Annotated in this window: 14 protein-coding genes; 3 read left to right on the forward strand and 11 right to left on the reverse strand. The window is 54.3% G+C overall.

From position 1 onward, the window contains the following. Positions 1 to 116 precede the first annotated feature (116 nt). From SD425_RS21395 to SD425_RS21445, 11 genes are all read right to left on the reverse strand, one after another. Positions 117 to 899, reverse strand: a complete 783-nt coding sequence (locus SD425_RS21395; protein WP_324672104.1) for a rhamnogalacturonan acetylesterase — start codon at positions 897 to 899, stop codon at positions 117 to 119. Between the two features lie 233 nt (positions 900 to 1,132). Continuing rightward, complete coding sequence (locus tag SD425_RS21400) at positions 1,133 to 2,149, reverse strand: zinc-binding alcohol dehydrogenase family protein (RefSeq protein WP_324672105.1); 1,017 nt, start codon at positions 2,147 to 2,149, stop codon at positions 1,133 to 1,135. 20 nt (positions 2,150 to 2,169) lie between these two features. Further along, positions 2,170 to 2,958, reverse strand: a complete 789-nt coding sequence (locus SD425_RS21405) for an SDR family oxidoreductase (RefSeq protein ID WP_324672106.1) — start codon at positions 2,956 to 2,958, stop codon at positions 2,170 to 2,172. 6 nt (positions 2,959 to 2,964) lie between these two features. Beyond that, a complete protein-coding gene (locus tag SD425_RS21410) occupies positions 2,965 to 3,798 on the reverse strand; it encodes an amidohydrolase family protein (protein WP_324672107.1) in 834 nt (277 codons plus the stop codon). A 33-nt stretch (positions 3,799 to 3,831) separates the two neighbouring features. After that, positions 3,832 to 4,686, reverse strand: coding sequence for a fumarylacetoacetate hydrolase family protein (locus SD425_RS21415; protein WP_324672108.1), 855 nt, complete (start codon positions 4,684 to 4,686; stop codon positions 3,832 to 3,834). An 82-nt stretch (positions 4,687 to 4,768) separates the two neighbouring features. Continuing rightward, positions 4,769 to 5,533 carry an SDR family oxidoreductase gene (locus tag SD425_RS21420; protein WP_324672110.1) on the reverse strand — a complete coding sequence of 255 codons (765 nt, stop codon included), beginning with the start codon at positions 5,531 to 5,533 and terminating at the stop codon, positions 4,769 to 4,771. A gap of 455 nt (positions 5,534 to 5,988) precedes the next feature. Beyond that, on the reverse strand, positions 5,989 to 8,031 hold the full coding sequence (pelA, locus tag SD425_RS21425) for a pectate lyase (RefSeq protein ID WP_324672111.1): 2,043 nt from the start codon (positions 8,029 to 8,031) through the stop codon (positions 5,989 to 5,991). Between the two features lie 208 nt (positions 8,032 to 8,239). Then, positions 8,240 to 10,216 carry an alpha/beta hydrolase family protein gene (locus SD425_RS21430; RefSeq protein ID WP_324672112.1) on the reverse strand — a complete coding sequence of 659 codons (1,977 nt, stop codon included), beginning with the start codon at positions 10,214 to 10,216 and terminating at the stop codon, positions 8,240 to 8,242. Between the two features lie 114 nt (positions 10,217 to 10,330). After that, on the reverse strand, positions 10,331 to 11,761 hold the full coding sequence (locus tag SD425_RS21435; protein ID WP_324672113.1) for a glycoside hydrolase family 28 protein: 1,431 nt from the start codon (positions 11,759 to 11,761) through the stop codon (positions 10,331 to 10,333). 143 nt (positions 11,762 to 11,904) lie between these two features. Beyond that, positions 11,905 to 13,710, reverse strand: a complete 1,806-nt coding sequence (locus SD425_RS21440) for a RagB/SusD family nutrient uptake outer membrane protein (protein WP_324672114.1) — start codon at positions 13,708 to 13,710, stop codon at positions 11,905 to 11,907. After that, a complete protein-coding gene (locus SD425_RS21445; protein ID WP_324672115.1) occupies positions 13,710 to 16,949 on the reverse strand; it encodes a TonB-dependent receptor in 3,240 nt (1,079 codons plus the stop codon). The genes SD425_RS21440 and SD425_RS21445 overlap by 1 nt, the downstream gene beginning before the upstream one ends. Positions 16,950 to 17,519: 570 nt before the next feature. Here SD425_RS21445 and SD425_RS21450 point away from each other — a divergent pair. The 3 genes from SD425_RS21450 to SD425_RS21460 all read left to right on the forward strand — a co-directional run bounded on the left by SD425_RS21450 (position 17,520) and on the right by SD425_RS21460 (position 19,770). Continuing rightward, complete coding sequence (locus SD425_RS21450; protein WP_324672116.1) at positions 17,520 to 18,377, forward strand: DNA/RNA non-specific endonuclease; 858 nt, start codon at positions 17,520 to 17,522, stop codon at positions 18,375 to 18,377. 251 nt (positions 18,378 to 18,628) lie between these two features. Continuing rightward, entirely contained in the window at positions 18,629 to 18,763 is a 135-nt protein-coding gene (locus SD425_RS21455) for a hypothetical protein (protein WP_324672117.1), read from the forward strand. Between the two features lie 605 nt (positions 18,764 to 19,368). After that, on the forward strand, positions 19,369 to 19,770 hold the full coding sequence (locus SD425_RS21460; protein ID WP_324672119.1) for a hypothetical protein: 402 nt from the start codon (positions 19,369 to 19,371) through the stop codon (positions 19,768 to 19,770). The last annotated feature ends 337 nt before the right edge of the window (positions 19,771 to 20,107 follow it).

Consider the following 20,107-nt stretch of genomic DNA (forward strand, 5'->3'; position numbering starts at 1 on the left):
CATGCTGAGCTTGCCGAAGCATCTCGCGTGCAATGGTAACTCTAATGCTAGCTCAACGAAGCGGGAGAGATGCTTCGGCAAGCTCAGCATGACAGTCTGGTCTTACTATTTTACTGCTACTTGGCCTGCGCGTCGACCGTCTTGGCGGCTTGGCGCTGCACGATGTGGTTAGCGAGGTCAAGCTTCAGGGCACGAATGTCGGCTAGCACGATTTGCGCCATCTTGCGGGCACCTAGCTCGTTGAAGTGTGTGTTATCTTCTTTGCCGTCGGGGTAGTTGGGGTGTTCGCCGGGTACTAACTGGTTGAACAGCAGTTTCGAGTTTTCGACGCCGTATTGCTGCAACAATGCTTGGCTCTCGCGGTCCAAGTCGATTAGGGCAACCTTCTGTTCCTGCGCTGTTTTGCGTACAATTTCAGAGTAGACCTCGTGGGTTCCTTCCACCTTGCCAGCGGCGTCAAACTTGCGGCGGGCGACGGGCGTGATGAGCACAGGTGTAGCTTTTTTGGCCCGCGTTTCACTGATGAAGCGGATCAGGTAGTTCTTATAGTCAGCCTCGGGCGTGTAGCTCCGCTTGGTAGGCACCTCGTCATTATGGCCAAACTGAATAAACACGTAGTCGCCCTCTTTGAGGGCGCTAGCTACGGGTTGCCAGCGGTTTTCAGCCACGAAGCTCTTGGTACTACGGCCGTTCTGGGCTCGGTTGTCAACAGTTACCGTCTCATCGAAAAAAATGGCGAACGGCATTCCCCAGCCTGTTTCCGGGTAGTTCTTCACCTCTTTTATCGACATCGTTGAGTCGCCGATGAGGTACACTGTACTCTTGTTAGGTGGTGAAGTAAACGCCGTTAGCAGCAGTAGACCTAGGGCAGCTATACTTGTTAAAAAGCGGTTAGACATACGAGTAGGCATGAGTGGAATGCAACCAAGTACGCCGCATTTTAACTGAGAAAAGAGCTGCGGTGAAAGAATATTTATGCAAACGTTCCCGGAATTAGCATCCTATTGGTACCGCCTCCCTAGTAAAATGAGATGCTGCGTGTATCGATGCCTTCTACCGCCAGTAATTAGCTTGGCAGCAGAAAAGTATCAACACACGCAGCATCTCGCTCTTCGACCTAGCACCTAGCCGGTTACTCTAGCTCCACCATTGCCTTGATGACGCCTGTTGCGGGATTGAGCCAGCTGGCAAATTCCTCCTGCACCTGCCCAAATTTCACCCGGTGCGTGATGTACGTGGTAGGGTCCACGTGGCCAGCTTTCATGGAGGCAATCACGTGTTCAAAGTCTTCGCGGGTGGCGTTGCGGCTGCTCATGAGCGTGGCTTCGCGCTTGTGAAACTCTGGGTGTGAGAAGCTAATTTCCCCTTTCTGCAAACCCACTAGCACGTAGCGCCCGCCGTGAGCTAGGTATTGAAATGCATTATTGATGGCGCGCTGGCTGCCGGTCGCATCAATGACGACGGTAGGCATGTCGCCGTTGGTAATCTGCTTCAACTGCTCGGTAACGTCGGGTGCCAGCGCATTTACGGTGTGCTCTACGCGCAGCTTTTCCTGACAGAAAGCGAGGCGCTGCTCGTTGATATCCATCGCAATAACGTGGGCGCCGGCAATACGAGCAAACTCCATAATTCCGAGCCCAATAGGCCCTGCTCCCACGACTAGCACGTACTCGCCAGCACGTACGTTGGCCCGCCGTACGCCGTGGGCGCCGATGGCTAATGGCTCCACTAGTGCTAGCTCATCAAAGCTTAGCCCTTCGCCATGCACCAATGCATACGAGGGTACCGCGAGGTATTCGGCCATGCCGCCGTCGATATGTACGCCCGCCACGTTGATGTGCGTGCAGCAATTGGGCAGCCCCGACCGGCAGGCAATGCAAGTGCCGCAGTTGAAGTACGGAATAAACGTGACGGCCTCGCCGGCGGAAAATCCTTCCGCCGCACCAACATCGACTACTTCGCCAGCTAGCTCGTGACCCAGCACACGTGGGTAGGCAAAAAATGGCTGGGTGCCTTCGTACGCGTGCAAATCGGTGCCACAAATGCCGATACGACGAATTTTCAACAAGCTATAGCCTTCTGGGGCCACCGGCGTCTCCCGGTCTTCATAAGCAAATTGCCCGGGCTGTTCACAAACGAGAGTATTCATCTTCAATAAGGAATTAAGACCTAGGCGTTTGCTAACGCGCGGTCGAGGTGCACGTAGCCGCCATCGACGTGGATGATCTGGCCGGTGGTGTGGCTGGAGCACGCCGACAGCAGAAACGCCGTGGTGTTGGCAATTTCTTCGGCCGTGGTCATGCGGTTTTCCAGGGGAATTTTGCTGGTAATCTCGCGCAGCTTTTCCTCAGGGTTGGGCAGGGTTTGGATCCAGGTTTCGTAGGCGGGCGTCCAGCATTCGGCCACTACAATGGCATTCACGCGAATGCCATACTTGAGCAACTCCACGGCCCACTCGCGGGTGAGGGCATTGCGACCACCGTTGGCCGCCGCATAGGCCGAGGTGTTGCCCTGGCCCGTTTCCGCGGTTTTGGACGTGATGTTGAGAATGGCGCCTTTCGACTTTTTCAGCTCAGGCAAAGCGTGGTGGGCCATGAGGTAATAATGCACCACGTTCTTGTGCAGGCTCGCCATGAAGGCTTCGTAGTCGCCGCTTTCTAAGCCCACGCCGTCGTTTACGCCGGCGTTGTTCACCAGCCCGTCGATGCGGCCGAACTGGGCTATTACCGCTGCTACCGCTTGCTGGCAGGCAGTAGGGTTAGCTAGCTCTGCGGCCACTTGCCACGCTTTGCCGCCCGCGGCTTCAATGCCGGCTACCGCGTGCTGGTTGTCTTTTTCGTTGCGGCCAATTACGACCGGAATGGCGCCTTCGCGGGCTAGTACTTGGCTGATGCCTTCGCCAATTCCTTTTGCCCCGCCGGTCACGATAATTACTTTATCACGCAGTTGTAAATCCATGATTTCTTAAAGCTTGTAAAAACCGGTGGCGTTGCCACCCCAAAATTGCGCTTGCTCTGCGGCAGAAAAGCTACCTAGGTAATTGTGCGCCAACCCGAGCATACGGTCGTAGCCGCCGGCCACTTCGCACACGGGCCAGTCGGAGCCAAACATTACTTTATCGGCGCCAAAAGCATCGAACACCACATCCAGATACGGTCGAAAATCAGCGGACTGCCAGTGGTGCCAGTCGGCTTCCGTCACCATGCCCGACACTTTACACCACACGTTTTCGTGGGCTGCCAGCGCCCGAATATCCTGCTCCCAACCTTCCAACTTTTGGTCCTTGATATAGGGTTTGGCTATGTGGTCGAGGACAAAGGGCTGATCGGGAAAGCTAGCTACCAGTTCGGCGGCGTAACGAAGCTGATCGGGAAAGATGAGAATGTCGTAGGTGTAGCCGAACTGCCGCAACGCGCCAATGCCGCGCTTGAAGTTAGGCGTGAGCATCAGCGCCCGGTCAGCTTCGCCTTGCAACACGTGGCGGAAGCCCTTCAGCTTTTCGAACTGCTGGTAATAAGCCAAGCGCTCGGTGATATTGTCAGCTCGTAAATCCACCCATCCTACCACGCCTTTGATAAACGCATGAGCCGCGGCATTGCGTAGCTGGAACTCGTTTTCCGCCTCCGATTGGTCCGACTGCACGACAACTGAGCCAGCGAAGCCGTGGCGCTGCAAAATGGGAGCTAGGTCTGGCGGCAGACAGTCGCGGCGAATCACGGCCATCTCGTCCGTGATCCAGCCGTCGCGCACCGGGTCGAACTGCCAGAAATGTTGGTGGGAATCGATTTTAATAGTCATGGGGAGAAGGTAGCGCTGAGCTCCAGTTCGGCGCTACTTAGCGTAAGCTTGCAGCTCTTGCCGCGACGTGCCTAGGCCATCGATACCGAGTTCTACCACGTCGCCGGGCTTCAGGTACACGGGCGGCTTGAAACCTAACCCCACGCCGGCGGGCGTACCGGTCGAGATGATGTCGCCGGGCAGCAGGGTCATAAACTGGCTGATGTAGGAAATCAGGAAAGGAATTTTGAAAATCAGGTTGGCGGTGGTGCCGTCCTGCATCATCTGCCCGTTCACTGACAGCCACAGGCGCAGGTTGTCTACGTCACCGATTTCGTCGGGCGTGGCCAAGAAAGGCCCAACCGGTGCAAAGGTGTCGCAGCCTTTGCCCTTATCCCAGGTGCCACTGCGCTCCAGCTGAAACTCTCGCTCCGACACGTCGTTGTGCAGGGCATAACCGGCTACGTAGTCCAGAGCTTCGGCCTCTTCCACGTAAGAAGCTTTCTTTCCGATAATCACGGCCAGTTCTACTTCCCAGTCGGTTTTCGTCGAGTTTTTGGGGATGATAATAGCATCATCAGGGCCAACCAGCGCAGTGGTCGATTTGAAGAACAACACTGGCTCGGCGGGCGGCGTGGCGCCAGTCTCTTTAGCGTGGTCGGCGTAGTTTAGACCCACGCACACGATTTTGGAGGGCCGCGCCACGGGCGAACCTAGCCGCTCGCCGTCGGCAACGCTTGGTAGTTTGCCTTCGTTCGCAGCCACAAACTCAGCGAGGCGGGCGAGCCCATCGTTAGCGAAAAACGCTTCCGTATAATCCTCGCCAAAAGCACTCACATCGTATTTCTGGTCGTTCAGGATGACACCGGGTTTTTCCTGGCCAGACTGGCCGTAGCGGATTAGTTTCATGTTGCGTAAGAGAGTATGGTAATGAAGCCTGTCACCCCTGCTTCTGCGCTGTTGCGCTTCGGGCGACAACCGAAAGAACGAACTAATTATTCAGGGTGATGAAGCCGCCGTCGATTGGGTAGTCGCAGCCGGTGATGAAGCCGGCCTCATCGGAGCACAGGAAGAGGGCTAGGCTCGCGACTTCCGCGGGCGTGCCCATACGACCAATGGGCTGACTTTTCGAGAGTTTGTCGAAGATTTCTTCTTCACGGCCAGCATAGTTTTTGGCGATAAAGCCATCCACAAACGGCGTGTGCACGCGGGCCGGCGAGATGCTGTTGCACCGAATTTTATCGGCCAGGTAGTCGCGGGCGATAGACAGCGTCATGGCGAAAATGGCACCTTTGCTCATCGAGTACGCAAAGCGGTCGGTGATGCCCACGTGCGAAGCAATGGAAGCTAGGTTCACGATGGTGCCGCCACCTTGCGCTTTCAGCCGCGGCACAGCGGCGAACAGGCAGTTGTAGGCGCCTTTCACGTTCACGCTGTACACGCGCTCAAAATCGGCTTCGCTGGTATTTTCCACGTTGCCCACGTGCGCAATGCCGGCGTTGTTGACGAGAATGTCGAGGCTACCGATCTGCTCAAAAACCTGTAGCACCTGCTGCTGATCGGCGACGTTGGCTTGGTGTACTTGCGCTTTGCCTCCCTCCTGCTCAATCTCGCCCACGACTTGCGCCGCTGCCTCTGGATTCAATTCCACGATGTGGACGTTGGCGCCCTGTTGGGCAAACAGCAGCGAAATCGCGCGCCCGATACCACTACCGCCGCCTGTAATGACGGCGGTCTTTCCTTGTAAGCTAAACATGTAGACGAAAGCTAGGTGTAAGGTTTTGCCGGTAAGTACCGCAGCGAGTACCACCGGCCGACAAGTTACGGGAGCTAAGTAACTTCTCTTGCTTGGCCTAGGTCTACTGTACTGTCATGACCAGGTCGCGTGAAGCTCCAGCTTCGCACATGGTTGAACGACTCGCGCCTGCCGGTCGGACGCCTGGGCGTCGGACCGGCAGGCGCGAGTCGTTTAGCAGAACTATATAAAGACTGACTTTATGGACTTCCATGAGTATATAGGAACCCCAAAGTCTTCTAAGGCTTGCCGCTGGCAAATCTGGATTGAATCCTGTAGGTAATCACACATGGTATTTCCTTTGAAAACATACAGGTAGGCTCCGATCTCAGGCTTATCTTCCTCTATCAAGAAATTAATACCAGCATGCTTGGCTTTCAATCGTTTGTACTCTCTTGCCATCTAACAACAACAACTTATTTCTTCTCCCACTTCTGCTGCCACTCCGGATACTCCTTCGCCAACAAAGTTTGCGGCCAAGTACCGGCATAGCCGTAGCCCGTACGACGCTCATATTCGATTTCCGCCAGGGAGTTTTTCTTCTCGCTGTTGCGGCCCACGTAAATCGGCTTGTTCGTCTCTAAGTCATAAAAGCGCGCCCAAATCGTAGAGCTAGCATCGCGCTCAATCACCCGATCAAAGCCTTTTGGCTGCTTCGGGTCTTTGATGGTCTTGACGGTATAGCCGGGCATTTTCACTTCTTGCAACCACGCTACGGCGCTATCAATGGCCTTCTTCACCTCAGGTGAGGGATTTTCAATCTGCATCAAAAACTCCACGATGCCTACCGTTTCGCTGCCGCTGAGCGAAGGCAACTCGAAGTTGCGGGCTTTAGCGGGCTGTAAGGTTTTCTCATCATATTGTGCGCACCAGGCAGTGAGCTTGCCATTTTGCACGTACTGCGTTTTCAGGATACAGTCGATGCCGCGCTCCACGGCTTGCTGGGCTTTCAAGCGAAGGTTTTGGTCAACGCTGGCGTAGTCGCCTTTGCGCTCCGTGATGGCGCGCAAGAGCCGCAGCACCCGAATCATGGCGTCGTCGTTGTAGGTAATCTGGTGGTGGTAGCTGCTGAGGTCGGGGTAAAACTGCGGGAAGCCGCCGTTGGGGTACTGCATTTTCAGCAAGTAGCTGATGCCTTTCTCCGCGGCTTTGCGATACGCCGGATTGCTGGTGGTAGTGAAGGCGTGCAGCAGGTACGTGATTTCGTGCGTGGTGGCGTTGTTATCGATGGTGGCATCGTTGCGGCCCGCATCGTCCGTGAGCGTAGCCTTTTGCACGGCACTTAGCTGCTGATTGTAGTCAATTTTGTGCTCGCCAATGGCTTTCGGCCAGCCGCCATCAAGGCGTTGATAGTACAGCATCCGTTCGGCAATGCTATCCTTCGCCACGGGGCTAGGTGCCGGCATCTTCGGCGCTTTCGGGTCCACGTTCCAGCGGCCGCCGAAGGTCCAGTTGGCGGTGATTTGCTGCGGCGTGGGCGCGTTCGAAGCGGTAGCTAGGTTGTCGTGCAGCCAAGCGTAGTCGCCGCCGTCGCGGTGGCAGTTGGAATAGTACACGCGCCGGCCCCACATCGGCGCCGAGTCGCCCGACGGCGCGGGGTAAATGTCCGCGTCGGCCATGTTTTTATCGAAACGGCAGTTGACTAGGTAGAACTGCGAGTCATGATGGTAGCGACCTAGCTTCCAATCTTTGTCGCCGGTGAATGTGCAGTTTTTCAGGACGGTTTTGGCGTCCTTGTTCATCGAGCCATCGTGCCAGATAGCCGCGTTTAGGTTGTGGCAGATAAAGCGGCAATTCTCCGCGTATGCCCAACCTCTGGGGCAATAAAAATCGACGGAGCCTTCCATGGTGCAGTCGGCGAAGTAGTACAGCCCATCTTCTTTATCCCAGGGGCTCACCGTGTCATTGCCGAGGGTACGAAACGTGCAGTGCCGTACCACTAAGCGCGTAGTGTTGGCGCCCGTATACAACGCCATCTGGTGGTCGGCGCTGTTGATGGTGATTTTACCGCCTGGGCTATTCGGGCAAGCTAGGGTCTCGCCATTCGGGTGGTCGGCACCGTAGCTGTTCACAACGGTCAGTTGCTCCAGCGTCATACCAGGGCTGTCGCGTAAGTTCAGCGTGGCCACGTCCCAGCGGCCCGCGTTGGCAGCATCGCAACGGAAATAAGCATTTGCCTGCGAAATCGTGATGACAACGCCCTTTTCACTCTGCCCGCGCAGCACTAAACCCGGTTTGCCGTCGATGGTAACTTTCTCGCGGTACGTGCCATTTTTGATGAATACCACCGGCAGCTGCCCCCCACCTTTCGGCAGGCTATTAATGGCTTCTTGAATCGTACGAAAGTCACCTGAGCCATTTTGAGCCACTACGATTTGCCGCTTTGCCGGTGCTCCTGCATTAGCACTGTGTGTACCTGAAAGGAGCAGAAGTAGCAGGAGAAATAAATACTTAGACATTGCTTTTTCTGTGTTAGGGCAACCTATTCCCTCTGTCTTCCTGAGCTTGCGAAGGACCTTATCAAGCGAGGACGACTCGTAGCAACGAAGATCGTTCGACTGGCATGAGGTCCTTCGCAAGCTCAGGATAACAGGAGATAAAAAGATAAGAGGGCAAGAAGCGGAGCATTCTTCTTGTCGTAAAGCATTTTGTAGAACATACTATAGCCTAGTCCACGAACCTGATTCGGCCACCAGCTTTGTCCATCAAATCTTTCAGGTCATAGTATTTTAGCACGCCGTAGAGCACGTTGGTGTACGCGTCGTTCTGCATGGGCTCCTGAATCAACTGCTCGAACGACTTAAAAGACCTAGCTACTTCCGTGCTTTTGATTCGGTCGTCGAGGTAGGCGGCGTGAATGGCCGTTGGACCGTATAGGCTGTTGGCTATCAGTTTTATTGGGTGCCCTTTTAAGCTAGGATCGGTGCTCATAAAATCGACTAGTGATAGGACGTCGATGACGCGCTGGCCCATGATCGGCTGGCCCGTATGCAGGCTGAGCATGGCGTTGCGGTATTCCTTCGACCAGTATTTCAGATCATTCAATTCGGCAGGGTCGGTGGTTTCGCCGAAACCGCGTAAATCGGCAAGCACCAGAATGTCGCCGCGGTTCATGAAGTTACCGACGGTGGTTTCGTCGTTCAGAACAGACTCTTTGCCCGCGGCATTGAGGTATAGCACCACGTTAGCCGCAGGAGTTACTTTTTCCGGCACCAAAACCAGACACGGCACCGGCATCTGCCCAGCCCGAACAAGTTGATACTTATTCAGCGTGTACGTGCGCGCAGCGGTGGTGCCCGTGGGTTCAACGCTGATTTTCTCCTTAGGCATCTCCACACCGAGCAGCGACAAAACCTGCTTCGTCACAGCAGCTTTATCTTGCTTCATAAAAGCGGCGCGCTGCGTGGCGTACTCCTTGGCTAGCCCTTCATTGTACTGCGGCATGCTTACGGCATCCGGAAAAGTCGTCGTGATTTGGCCGGTAGTAGTGCAGAGTAATTCTTTTTCGGGGATGGGAGCAATGGTGCCTTCTTGTACCGGTGTGGCATCATTGGCAAACCACGTTCGGAACCACGTAATAGCGGCCTCGCGCTTCGGCTGCGGCATTCCGTGCCCACTTTCCGCCGTGAAAAGATTTACCTTTTTGTGCGCGTCGAAGGTAGTATATACTTTTTTTAACTCCTCGTAGGACTGTGTAGCCCCCCAATAATCGACAAAGTCATATAAGCCCGACATAATGAGAAGGGGCTTTGGAGCAAATAGAGCAAGAAAATCTGAGATTTCTAGGTGTTCTTTTCCTTCATAAGGAATATGCTGGCAGCCGTCCGAAGGACCACTCAGTTCCAGCACTCGCTCCCGCCGCGACACGTAGCTGCACACCGTCGCCACTTTTATGCGGTCATCTAGCGCAATCAGGTAAGTAGTCTGGGTGCCACCGCCGGAGCTGCCAATGCAGCCGATTTTATTTTTATCGAGGTCGTTGCGCGTTTCCAGATAATCGATGGCGCGGGTGTTGTCCCAATATTCGTAAGCGGCTACGCTGGTCCCCACTAAGTTAGAGCCAGCATTCAACAACGTGTGCTCCGTGGTTGAGCCGCGGGTGAGGGGGTTGCCTTTGCTATCCACTAATTGCAGCCGCTCGCCCTGCGCAATTGGGTCGACGGCAAATAGCGCCACGCCATTCAACGCGAACAATGCGCCGACACGCTGGTCCGACACCTTTCCATTCATGCCGTGCCCCGATAGCGACAACGTCACCGGGAATGGCCCTTTGCCTTCCGGCAAATACAGATTACCCGTGACGTACCGGTGGGGCGCGCTTTCGAAGATAATTCGCTCCACCCGGAAGCCTTTTTGCGGCGACGTACCGACCACCCGCGCATTTAAATTCGTCTTTTTCGGCAGGTCGCCTAGGATGCTTCGGTACCGCGCCCGCCGGCTTTCTTGGTAGCGCAGTATGGCCTTTTTGGAAGCAGTAGCATCGGCTATTTCGCTCAGGCGCTCGGCGTATTGCTGATGCACCGTGCGCATCAGGTAGGAGTTATACGCTAGGTTGTTTCGCCATGCAAGCGCCGAGGAATTTACCTGCGCCTTTGCTATCAGCGCACAACCAAGAAACAGCGAGGCAAGAAGCGGATACCGCATTACGAAAGCATGTAGCGCGAAGCTCCAGCTTCGCGCCTCGTTCCACGATCATCGTTGAAGCGGCGCACGTCTAGTCGTTCAACGAGGCGCGAAGCTGGAGCTTCGCCCTACAACCTAGCCTAGCTTGTAGGGCTGATTGGGGGTTGGGACTGGGTCAGGTAATTTCGGTGGTTCGATGGTGGCGGCGCCTTCCAAGCCGGAGCCAGTAACATTATAAATGCTGAGTAGCGGGCCGCTGAAACCCGTCACCTTGATGTCGCGCAGCTTGGCTTTCTTGATGTTGGCCAGCGCAATCCCTTTGGCGCAAGTGCCCGTTACATTCACGAAGGAAAAGCCATCAAGCGGCTTATTTGGGTGCACGGCCGTGCCATCTATGAGCACGGGCACATCCTTCACGCGTATGTTGGAGAACTGCCAATTTTTGACGGTTGGAATGCCTTCGTCACCGGGCACGGGGCTTTGATCCTGAATGCCGCTACCAAGCATATTGAAGCGCAAGAAACCCGCGACAGTACCCGATACATCGATATCGTCGACGATAATATCTTCAATGAAAGCACCGCGACCTGGACGCGTTTTGATGTAAATGGCGTGTGTTTGGGCAAAGGTGAATTTGCAGTGCTCGATGCGCACATTGCGAATGCCACCCGAGGTTTCGCTGCCAATACCAATGCAGGCGAAAATAGAATCGGCGAAGGTGCAGTTGCTGATGTGCACGTCTTCGGTGGTGTGCAGCAGCGAGTAGCCTTCCATGCCGCGCCCCGATTTCAATGAGATACAGTCGTCGCCGGTGTTGATGTCGCATCCTTCAATGCGCACGTGCTTGCACGAATCAATGTCGATGCCGTCGCCGTTGCCGCCGGTGCTGCGGATTGTGAGGTTTTTGATAACGATGTTCTCGCAATACGTTGGGTGCAGGCACCACATGCGGAAGTAGTCGGTCGAGAAATCCTCGAAGCGCAGGTTGTTGCAGCCAATGGGCTCAATTAGAGCCGGGTGACGCAAGGGATTTTCGGCCGTGGGACGCCCACCTAGGTCGTGGTGACCCATGATTTTACCAGGGCCAACAACCCCAATATTATTGGCGCTTATCGCATAGATCAGCCCCACGTGCCCCTGTATCCACTTTCCTTCCCAGCGCACCTGCATCACCGGATAGTCGGCAAAATCAGGCGTGCCGAGCAGTACCGCATCTTTTTCGAAACGTAGCAGCGTGTTCGACTTTAGCGCAATAGCCCCCGTGAGGTAATTGCCGGCGGGTATTACTACCTCGCCCCCACCCAACACCCAGCACCGATCCAGCGCCTGCTGAATAGCCACGGTATCTTTGGTCGAGCCGTTGCCAGTGGCGCCAAAGTCGCGCACGTTGAGGGTGACGTTGGGCTTACCTAGGGTGCTTGTTGCGGAAGCTTTACCTGCTCCTGCTTGTGCCTGCGTGGCCGAGCCAGCCGTGCTGCAACTGAGCAAGGAAGACGCCACAGGCGCAGCCAGCAAGCCTTGTCCAGCCATCTTCAAAAAACGTCGGCGCGTATTGTCTTCTGCCATATGCTTCGTTTGAGGACCTAGATTGAAATGATAGAACGTCATGCTGAGCTTGTCGAAGCATCTCTACCGCCAAAGTAAATGATATTACCACTGTGGTAGAGATGCTTCGACAAGCTCAGCATGACGTTCTCATCAGCATAACGCTAATAGCCCGCGTTCTGCTTCACGTTGGGGTCAGTATCGATGGTGCCCTGCGGATAAGGAAACAGTTCTTTACCTGCATTTGGCTTGTACTCCGAGGCTAGGTTAGCAATAAGCGCATCGGTCATGGCTGAGCGCCAGCCGATGGCCGTAGTGCCAGCGGGGGCCGTAGCCGGCGCTGGCCGGTAGAAGGAGCGGGCAAACTGCACGGTTCCGTTCGTCAGTACGCGGTAGTACTGCGTCAGCGGGATTCTGGCGTAGTTACCGGTGCCATTTTTCAGCGCTGTGAGGTTTGCTTTGGCTTCAGCTAGCTTGGTGCTCAGCAGATTCCAGCGAATCAGGTCGTACTTGCGGATGCCTTCGCCCCCTAGCTCCAGGAATCGTTCGTTGGCAATGAGGTTGAACATATCTGCTTTGTTGCCTGGCAGCGTGAGCCGGGCGCCAGCAGCACTAGCAGATCCATAGCCCCGGTTACGCACTTCCTGCACAGCGGCTAAGGCAGCCGCCGTAGGACCATTCAGCTCATTATCGGCCTCAGCAAACATCAGCAGCACATCTGCGAAGCGAATCAGGGGCCAGTTGTAGCCTAGGTAGTTACCCGTGCCGGGCAGCGCGGGCGTGCGCCAGTGCCGACGAAACTTCCCATCGGTAGCAGCCGTCAGGGTTACTGCTTTCTGCTGGTTGTTGCTTTCTACAGTGTACAGCGTCACCGTCACGTCACGGCGCAGGTCGGTGGAGTCGAAGGCATAGAAATACGTTGGCAGGGCGCCAATGGAGCCCGTGGAGCTGCCAAACGTGGTGGAGGCGTTTTGGCGTGGTCCGTTGTAGTAGCCTAGCTTGCTGTCGGATACGGCACTAGAGGCTCCTTCAGCCACTTCAAAAATGATTTCGCGGGCCGGATCAAACTGCAATTGGTTGACGCTGCGCCACAAGTTTTCGAAGCTCGGATTGAGCGTGTGCTCGCCCCGCTTGGCCATCAGTTCTAAGCACTCCTGACGGGCTATTTTGTAATACTCGAGGTAGTCGGGCTGCCGCTTCATTTCTAAGCCATACAGCGAATATCCACCGCGGTATAGCGCTAGGCGGGCCCGCAAAGCTTTCACTGCGCCCTTTGTGATGCGCTCGTTGGTGGTGCCGGCAGCAGTACGCCATGGCACTAGCTTCTCGGCTTGCAGCAGGTCGGCAATGAGGCGGTCGTACGTGGCGTTACGGTCGGCGTTGGGCAGCTTCACGTCGGGCGCGTCGATGGTTGGAACAAACGGCGCGGGCACGTCGCCCCAGTTCCGAATGGCTTCAAATAGGTACTGCGCCCGCAGCGTCAGCACTTCCCCGTACAGGCGATGCAGGGCCGCCGTATCGGCTGCAGAGCCATTCTTATAGGCATCCATCTGCGGGATATACTTGATGCAGATGTTGGCGCGCTCAATTCCCTGGTAGAGGTTGTTGAAAGGGTTCGTGATTTCATTGTTCACCGGCAGCGCGGCGTAACGCGCAATACCCAAGTTGCCCGCGTTGAAGGCCTGCCCTGGAATAGCCTGCATCTCGTCGGAGTCGTAGGGGTAGTACAGGTTCACGCGCGTGCCGTAGCCTGTGTCGCCCGACAGCATGTCGTAAGCACCGATAACAGTGCTGGTAGCGCCCGCTACATCTAGGAAGGCAACTTCGGTGTTAGAATAGGCAACCGGATCTATGTCGAGGTAATCTTTGCAAGCTGTGGTACCTAGCATACCAGCCAGCACGGCCGAAACCGTGAGAGTCGAACGGAATAAGGAAAATTTCATCTTCTGACGCTGAGTGGTGTGAGACATTAGAGGGAAAGGTTTACCCCAAGTAGCAGCACACGGCTGCGGGGGTAGCCGGCGAAGTCCATGCCCGGCGTGAGCGGCGAGTTGCGGCGGGTATTCACCTCTGGGTCGTATCCCGAGTACTTAGTAAAGGTGTACAGGTTGTTCGCCGTCACGTAGAAGCGCAGCTGCGTAAGCTTGATGCGCTCAATCAGTGCTTTGGGCAGCGAGTAGCCTAGGGTAATGTTGTTCAGACGCAGGAAAGAGCCGTCTTCGATAGCCCAAGAGTGCACGAAAAGCTGGCGCGTGGGCTGCCAAATCTGAGCGTTCTGATTTACCTGCCGCGATACTTCTGGGCTGGTAATTAGAGCCCCGTTGGCGTCCACGGTGCGGTAGCGGTCTTTCATCACCCCTAGCAGGTTGGTGAAAGGTGAGCCAGCCGTGGTAAACTCCAGCTTGTTGGCGTTGTAGATATCATTGCCAAGCACAAAGTTGACGAAGATGCTGGCGTCGAAGCCTTTGTAGGTAAACTGCTGGTTCAAGCCGCCCGTCAGCTTCGGATTGGCATTGCCGATAACCGTGCGGTCTAGGTCGTTTACTACTCCGTTTCCGTCTAGGTCTTTGAGCTTCACAATACCCGGAGCTACGGTCTGCCCCTGCACGGCTACGTCGCTGGCAACAGTAGATTTCAGCGTCCAGGTTTTGGTAGTCGCATTGTAGCCCTCAAAGTCATCCACGGTGTAGAAGCCTTTGCGGCCGTTGTCGAAGTCAGTCACGTAGCCATACATCAAGCCCACTGGGTCCCCTACACGAGCTAGGTAGTCGGTTGCAATGGCCGTGCTGGCCCAACCCGAGGCAATACCCGGAATGCTGGTGATCGGGCCTAGGCTTTCGATCCGGCCCCGGTTCAGCGACGTATTAGCGGTAGCGCTCCAAGTGAAGTTGCCGCCCTGTATGATAGAACCGCTGAGCTGCAGCTCTATGCCGCGGTTAGACGTCGAACCAATGTTCTGCAATTGGCTCGAGTAGCCGGCCACAGGCGGAATCGGCACGTTCACGAGCAGGTCGCGGGTCGTGTTTTTGTAGACGTCGGCGGTGAATTGCACACGGTTGTTGAACAGACTCAAGTCTACCCCTACGTTGCGCGACACCGTCGTTTCCCACTTCAAGTTCGTGTTAGGCAAGCCCGTAGCGGTAGTACCTAGCACTACGTTTTCGTTCAATGCGTACTGGCCTCCTCCTACTTGGAATAACTGATTGAATAGAAAGTCGTTGATGCGGTTGTTGCCGGCTAGGCCGTAGCTCAAACGCAGTTTCAAATCCGAAATCGGCGTTACCGACTTCATGAACTCCTCGCGTGAAATGCGCCAAGCGACTGAGGCGGCTGGGAAGTAGCCCACGCGTTGTCCAGCCCGGAACTTCGAAGAAGCATCAGCGCGCAACGTACCCGTTAGCAGATACTTATCATCAAAGGAGTAATTCAAGCGCGTGAAGCCCGAAAGTAAACGCGAATCGACCGGCCGACCCGACGATGGGTTGGGCTGCACCGAGGTAGTGGAAGGCAGCACGCCCTGGTTGATGTTAGCAATGGCCCGCTCGGCTGTGATATTCAGCGGCAGGAAGTTGACTTGGATGTTCTGCGTGGTATTAACCTGCGTGTAAATTTCTTGTCCTAGCAAGGCATCCAACGAATGCTTGTTTTTCTTAAAGCTGTAAGTCAGTACGTTCGACTGGTTGATCGTTGTCGCCTGCCCCGAAGCAATAGCGGCGTAGGGTTGCGTATTGAATCCTCCACCAGGCTGACGAATTGCGGGAGAGTAACGACCGGCAAAGGTTTCTACCATGGAGTTAGTCAGGTCGAAGCCTACTGTCGAGCGGAACACCAAGTCTTTGGTGAAGCTGAAGGCAATATTGCCACCTAGGTTGAGGTTGCGGCGCTTATCGCGGCGGTAGTCGTTCTGAATCGCAACGACTGGGTTAATCAGCGAAGCGGTTGTGGAGAAGGCTTCGTCAAATACGTTAGGGTCTAGCGCACCCGGTAGATCAACCGCTAGTGGCAAGTAAATCACAGCATTACGCAGGCGCGAAGTAGTGTTGGAAAGGGTCGAGGAAGTACCTAGGCCATTCTGCACCTGATCGTTGAAGCGCACATTAAGTCCAAAGCTGAACTTGTCGCTCACCTTGTTGTCTAAGCGCAGATTAACCAGGTTACGCGTGTAATCAGAGCCCAGCTGAATGCCTTTCTCCCCGTTACGCGTTAGGCTTAGCGAGTAAGTCATGTTTTTGCTACCGCCCGCAATCGACAGGTTGTGCGTTTGCTGGAAAGCATCCCGGCCGAACACCTTATCCTGCCAGTCCAGGAAGGGCAGATTACGGTCGCGTTGGAGCGTGTCCCCAGCGAAGTTAGTGCTACCAAAGAAGGTCTTGAAGCTCGGGAGCGTGTTGGCTGACAAAGCCCGCTCGTACTGGTAGTCCACGAAGTCGGCGGGCTGCATCAGGTCGAGCTTGCGGCTGAGTTTGCGCACCCCGGCAAAGCCATTGTAGGAGATAACCGTGCGTCCTTCCTTCCCACTTTTTGTGGTGATAATGACTACCCCGTTGGCACCCCGCGCCCCATAGATGGCCGTAGCCGCAGCATCCTTGAGCACGTCGACGGAGGCTATGTCTTGGGGCGAAATAACGTTTAGCGCATTTTCAACCTGCACACCGTCAACTACATACAATGGCGAGTTATCTTGCGTGATGGAGCCGCCGCCACGCACCCGGATTTGCACGTTTTGGTTGCCGGGCGTTCCTTCCGCCGAAGTTACCTGCACACCAGCTAGGCGGCCTGTTAGCGCTTCCGCCGCCGAGTTGACCGGCACGTCTTTAATTTGCTGAGCACTCACCGAAGAAACCGACCCCGTTACGTCGCGGCGGTTTACTTGTTGGTAGCCAATTACGACTACTTCTTCCAAGGCTTTCGTATCTGGGCTGAGCTGCACGGTGACGTTGTTTTGGCTGCCAACGACCACGTCCTTAGCGGTATAGCCCACGTAGCTTACGCGCAACGTTACGTCGCTGCCCGCTGGCACACTGATACCAAATTTACCGTCGCCATCGGTGGTAGCCCCAATCGTGGTACCCTTCACCACAACGGTTACGCCGGGCAAGGTCTCCCCTTTTTCCGTCGACGTTACTGTTCCCTCAATGCGCCTTTGCTGGGCCGTGACAGCTAGCACCGTACTTAGCAACAGCCAAACTAACAGTACATACTTTTTCATTCAATTTGGAATTATAGGTGAGAAATCGAGCAGGTGAGGGGACGAAGAAGCAGGCCTTGCAGGAGAAAGTGACGTAGCAGCCAAATAGCTAATGAAACCAAGATGACTTTGCAGCTATGCAATGGTTTGCGGCGGCTTATTACACACTTCCCTCATTACGGCACTTAATTTTAGCAGACTAACTGATAGTAAGAACCATAAAACTGGATTAATATTTATGCAAACGTTGCCGGTAACGTTCTCAAAAGTGTTCAAGGTAGATCAGTTTTTAACTTGATTAAGTTACCCCTTACTCCGTTAGCGCTGTCTTGACAAGCAATTATCATGCGCTAAGCTATGCCTACTCTTCCGGCTAGCTACTCGTATGCAAAACGACCCAAGCCTAGGTTCCATGGCGCTAGTTGGCTGTGCTCCCAACTGCTTCAGCGCGAAATAGAAGTAATCGGAAGTATACTAGTACCTACTCAAGGATAGGCTTTTAAGAAGTACAGCTATAACAAAACGCTGAGCAGTGGACCGTGCTTACCTGAGTAAGTCGCATCTTTGTCTTTCTCTTCGTCCTACTCTCCTATGAAGCAAGCGTTCTTTCGTCTCGTTACTTTTATTGTCCTGAGCACATTTGCAGTTGCGTGCTCGCATGACGACGATGTTGCACCAACAACTACTGCTACGCGAGACGAGAACTTGGCGATGGGCAATCCGAGTGGAGCCACTGCTAACCCGGCAAACTTCTCCAACTACTTGCTGACCAAGGCACAGTATACGCTAAGCTATAACCGCGACCAAGGCAAGCCCAATTGGGTAAGCTGGCATCTGAGCAGTGCCTGGCTAGGTAGCACACCCCGGCAAGACAACTTCGGAACTGATAATACGCTGCCGACCGGGTGGTACCGGGTGAGTAGTTCCAGCTACAGTGGGTCGGGCTTCGATCGGGGCCATAATTGCCCCTCCGCCGACCGCACTAACTCGGTGGAGGACAACTCGGCTACTTTTCTGATGAGCAATATGATGCCGCAGGCGCCTGCTAGCAACCAGCAAACCTGGGCGGGCCTGGAAAATTACTGCCGTACGCTGGTGGGAGCCGGAAACGAACTGTACATTATTTGCGGCAGCTACGGTAAGGGCGGAAGTGGCTCAAATGGTTCAGCCAGTACGATTGACGATGGCCGCGTCACGGTGCCAGCCTATTGCTGGAAGGTAGTGGTGGTATTGCCAGTGGGTACTGATGATAGTCGCCGCGTCACGGCTACGACCCGCGTTATTGCAATCAATACACCAAATACCAACAGTATTAACTCCTCTTGGGAGAACTACCGTACGACAGTCGATGCCATTGAGAAGGCTACCGGCTACGATTTACTATCGGAAGTTTCTACTTCCATTCAGAGTGCTGTCGAATCCAAAGTAGACAGCGGTCCGACAAACTAAGCCGTTGATGCTTGAGCACTCAAAATATAGCTCGATTTTTAACTGGATTACAACCCTAGCAAGCTTGTTTTTAGGCTGCGGATAGATTTAGGAATTGGACCTAAGAATAGCGTAGAAACTATACTAGCGGGGTCTTACCCGTTGGCTCTTGCCATCAATACTACTTCCCTCATATGGTTTATCGAGGGGTTGCGCACGTGATGCAAACAGACGGTAGCTTCTTCCAATAATGCTTCCATATCTAACCCGGAGTGCCGTTCGATGATCAGGTGGCAGCACTCTTGGAGATGCATTTGTTGCGCCGGGGTAAGCTTCAAAGCGAAGTAATATTGTTGAACCCATTGCGCGAGCAGGAGGCCGGCGTGACGCACGTCGTATTCCTGTAGACAAGTAGTTAGTTGAGTTTCTGTAACGGACATAACAGTAAAGTGTGGTCAGGAGCTTTTCAAAAACAGCGCCATATATTACAAAAATCATATTCTTACGTTTAATCCTTAAAAAGCCCTTGTAAACCACGTATTTATAATCAGCAGTAGCAAGCCTTAGTCTATTAGCCCTATTCAACATTATTGTAAAAATTCAACCCTGCTTCTTCGGGAAAGTGTCTATTCACCTTAAGTATACGTCTCGCGGGCTGCGTAACAGCCTTCCATGACAAGTACAAATTTGTACTTACGTATTTAGCGCATAGCTATTTACGTGTAACTCGGTAGCGATACTACCTGCGACTTTATTAGATTTGGGAAGTTGCCTTAAGCTTGTGTGCTATGCTATACACGCTCGGTCGTTCGGTACCCTGTGCAATTTTTGGAAGGGACTATCTTCTACCTCGCTGTGCCTTTAGTATACGGACTGAGAGTTCTTACAGCGGGCCAATCAAAAAGCTGCCTCCTACGCTCCAAATAACTATGCGTAGCAAAAAGCCAAGCTAGCTCACAAGCGGCGGATCAGCATACTAGCCTATTTTCTACCTGCCACTCTCTCCACACCTATGTTGCAGCAAGATCTCCTGGTTGATACACCTTCTTTTGTGCTATTCTACGACCGCGCTAGTCAATGCATCTACGCGGAGTGGAAAGGACCGCACGATGCTACTTCCGTTGTGGCAGGTTGCTCTGCCATGCGCCAGAGCCTAGCCAAACAACCCTGCGCTAAGATTTTGGATGATAGCCGCCAAATCACCAACAATTGGGACGAAGTAGCCGAGTGGGTAGGCACCGATTTTTTCCGAATTCTCTCCAAACAAGGGGTCCGCTACTTTGCCCGAATCTGTCCGACGGACCCAGCTAGCCGGCAGTCGGTGAAGCGTACTTTTCAGTACGCCAAACACATGGAGGTAGCACTCTTCGACGATGTGGCGTCGGCGTATGCGTGGCTGCAGGATCAACCCTAGGCTAGCTTACTGGCCAGCAACCTATTCCTACTAACCCATTTGATAAGAGCCGCCACTCACTGAGCGGCTTTTCCTTGTGGTGCTTACCCAAGAATAAACAGCTACAGACTGCCAATCGGGTTGGGCATTTTTCTCACTATCTACCCCAAACCGCTATACCTAGGTAGCGGCGCTATTACTAGCGTGAGGGTCAGTCCCGCTGACACCAGCAACGAGCTAAGCCAGCAGCACTAGGCTGCCTAGGTAGGTCGGCAGGCGCGGCTTGTTTACTTTTGAGATGGTTGACAAGCCTTTCATGACTAGCTTGCTTTATCAAGGCCTGACCTAGGTCTTGAGA

It is taken from the genome of Hymenobacter sp. GOD-10R, assembly GCF_035609205.1.
Taxonomy (GTDB): Bacteria; Bacteroidota; Bacteroidia; order Cytophagales; family Hymenobacteraceae; genus Hymenobacter.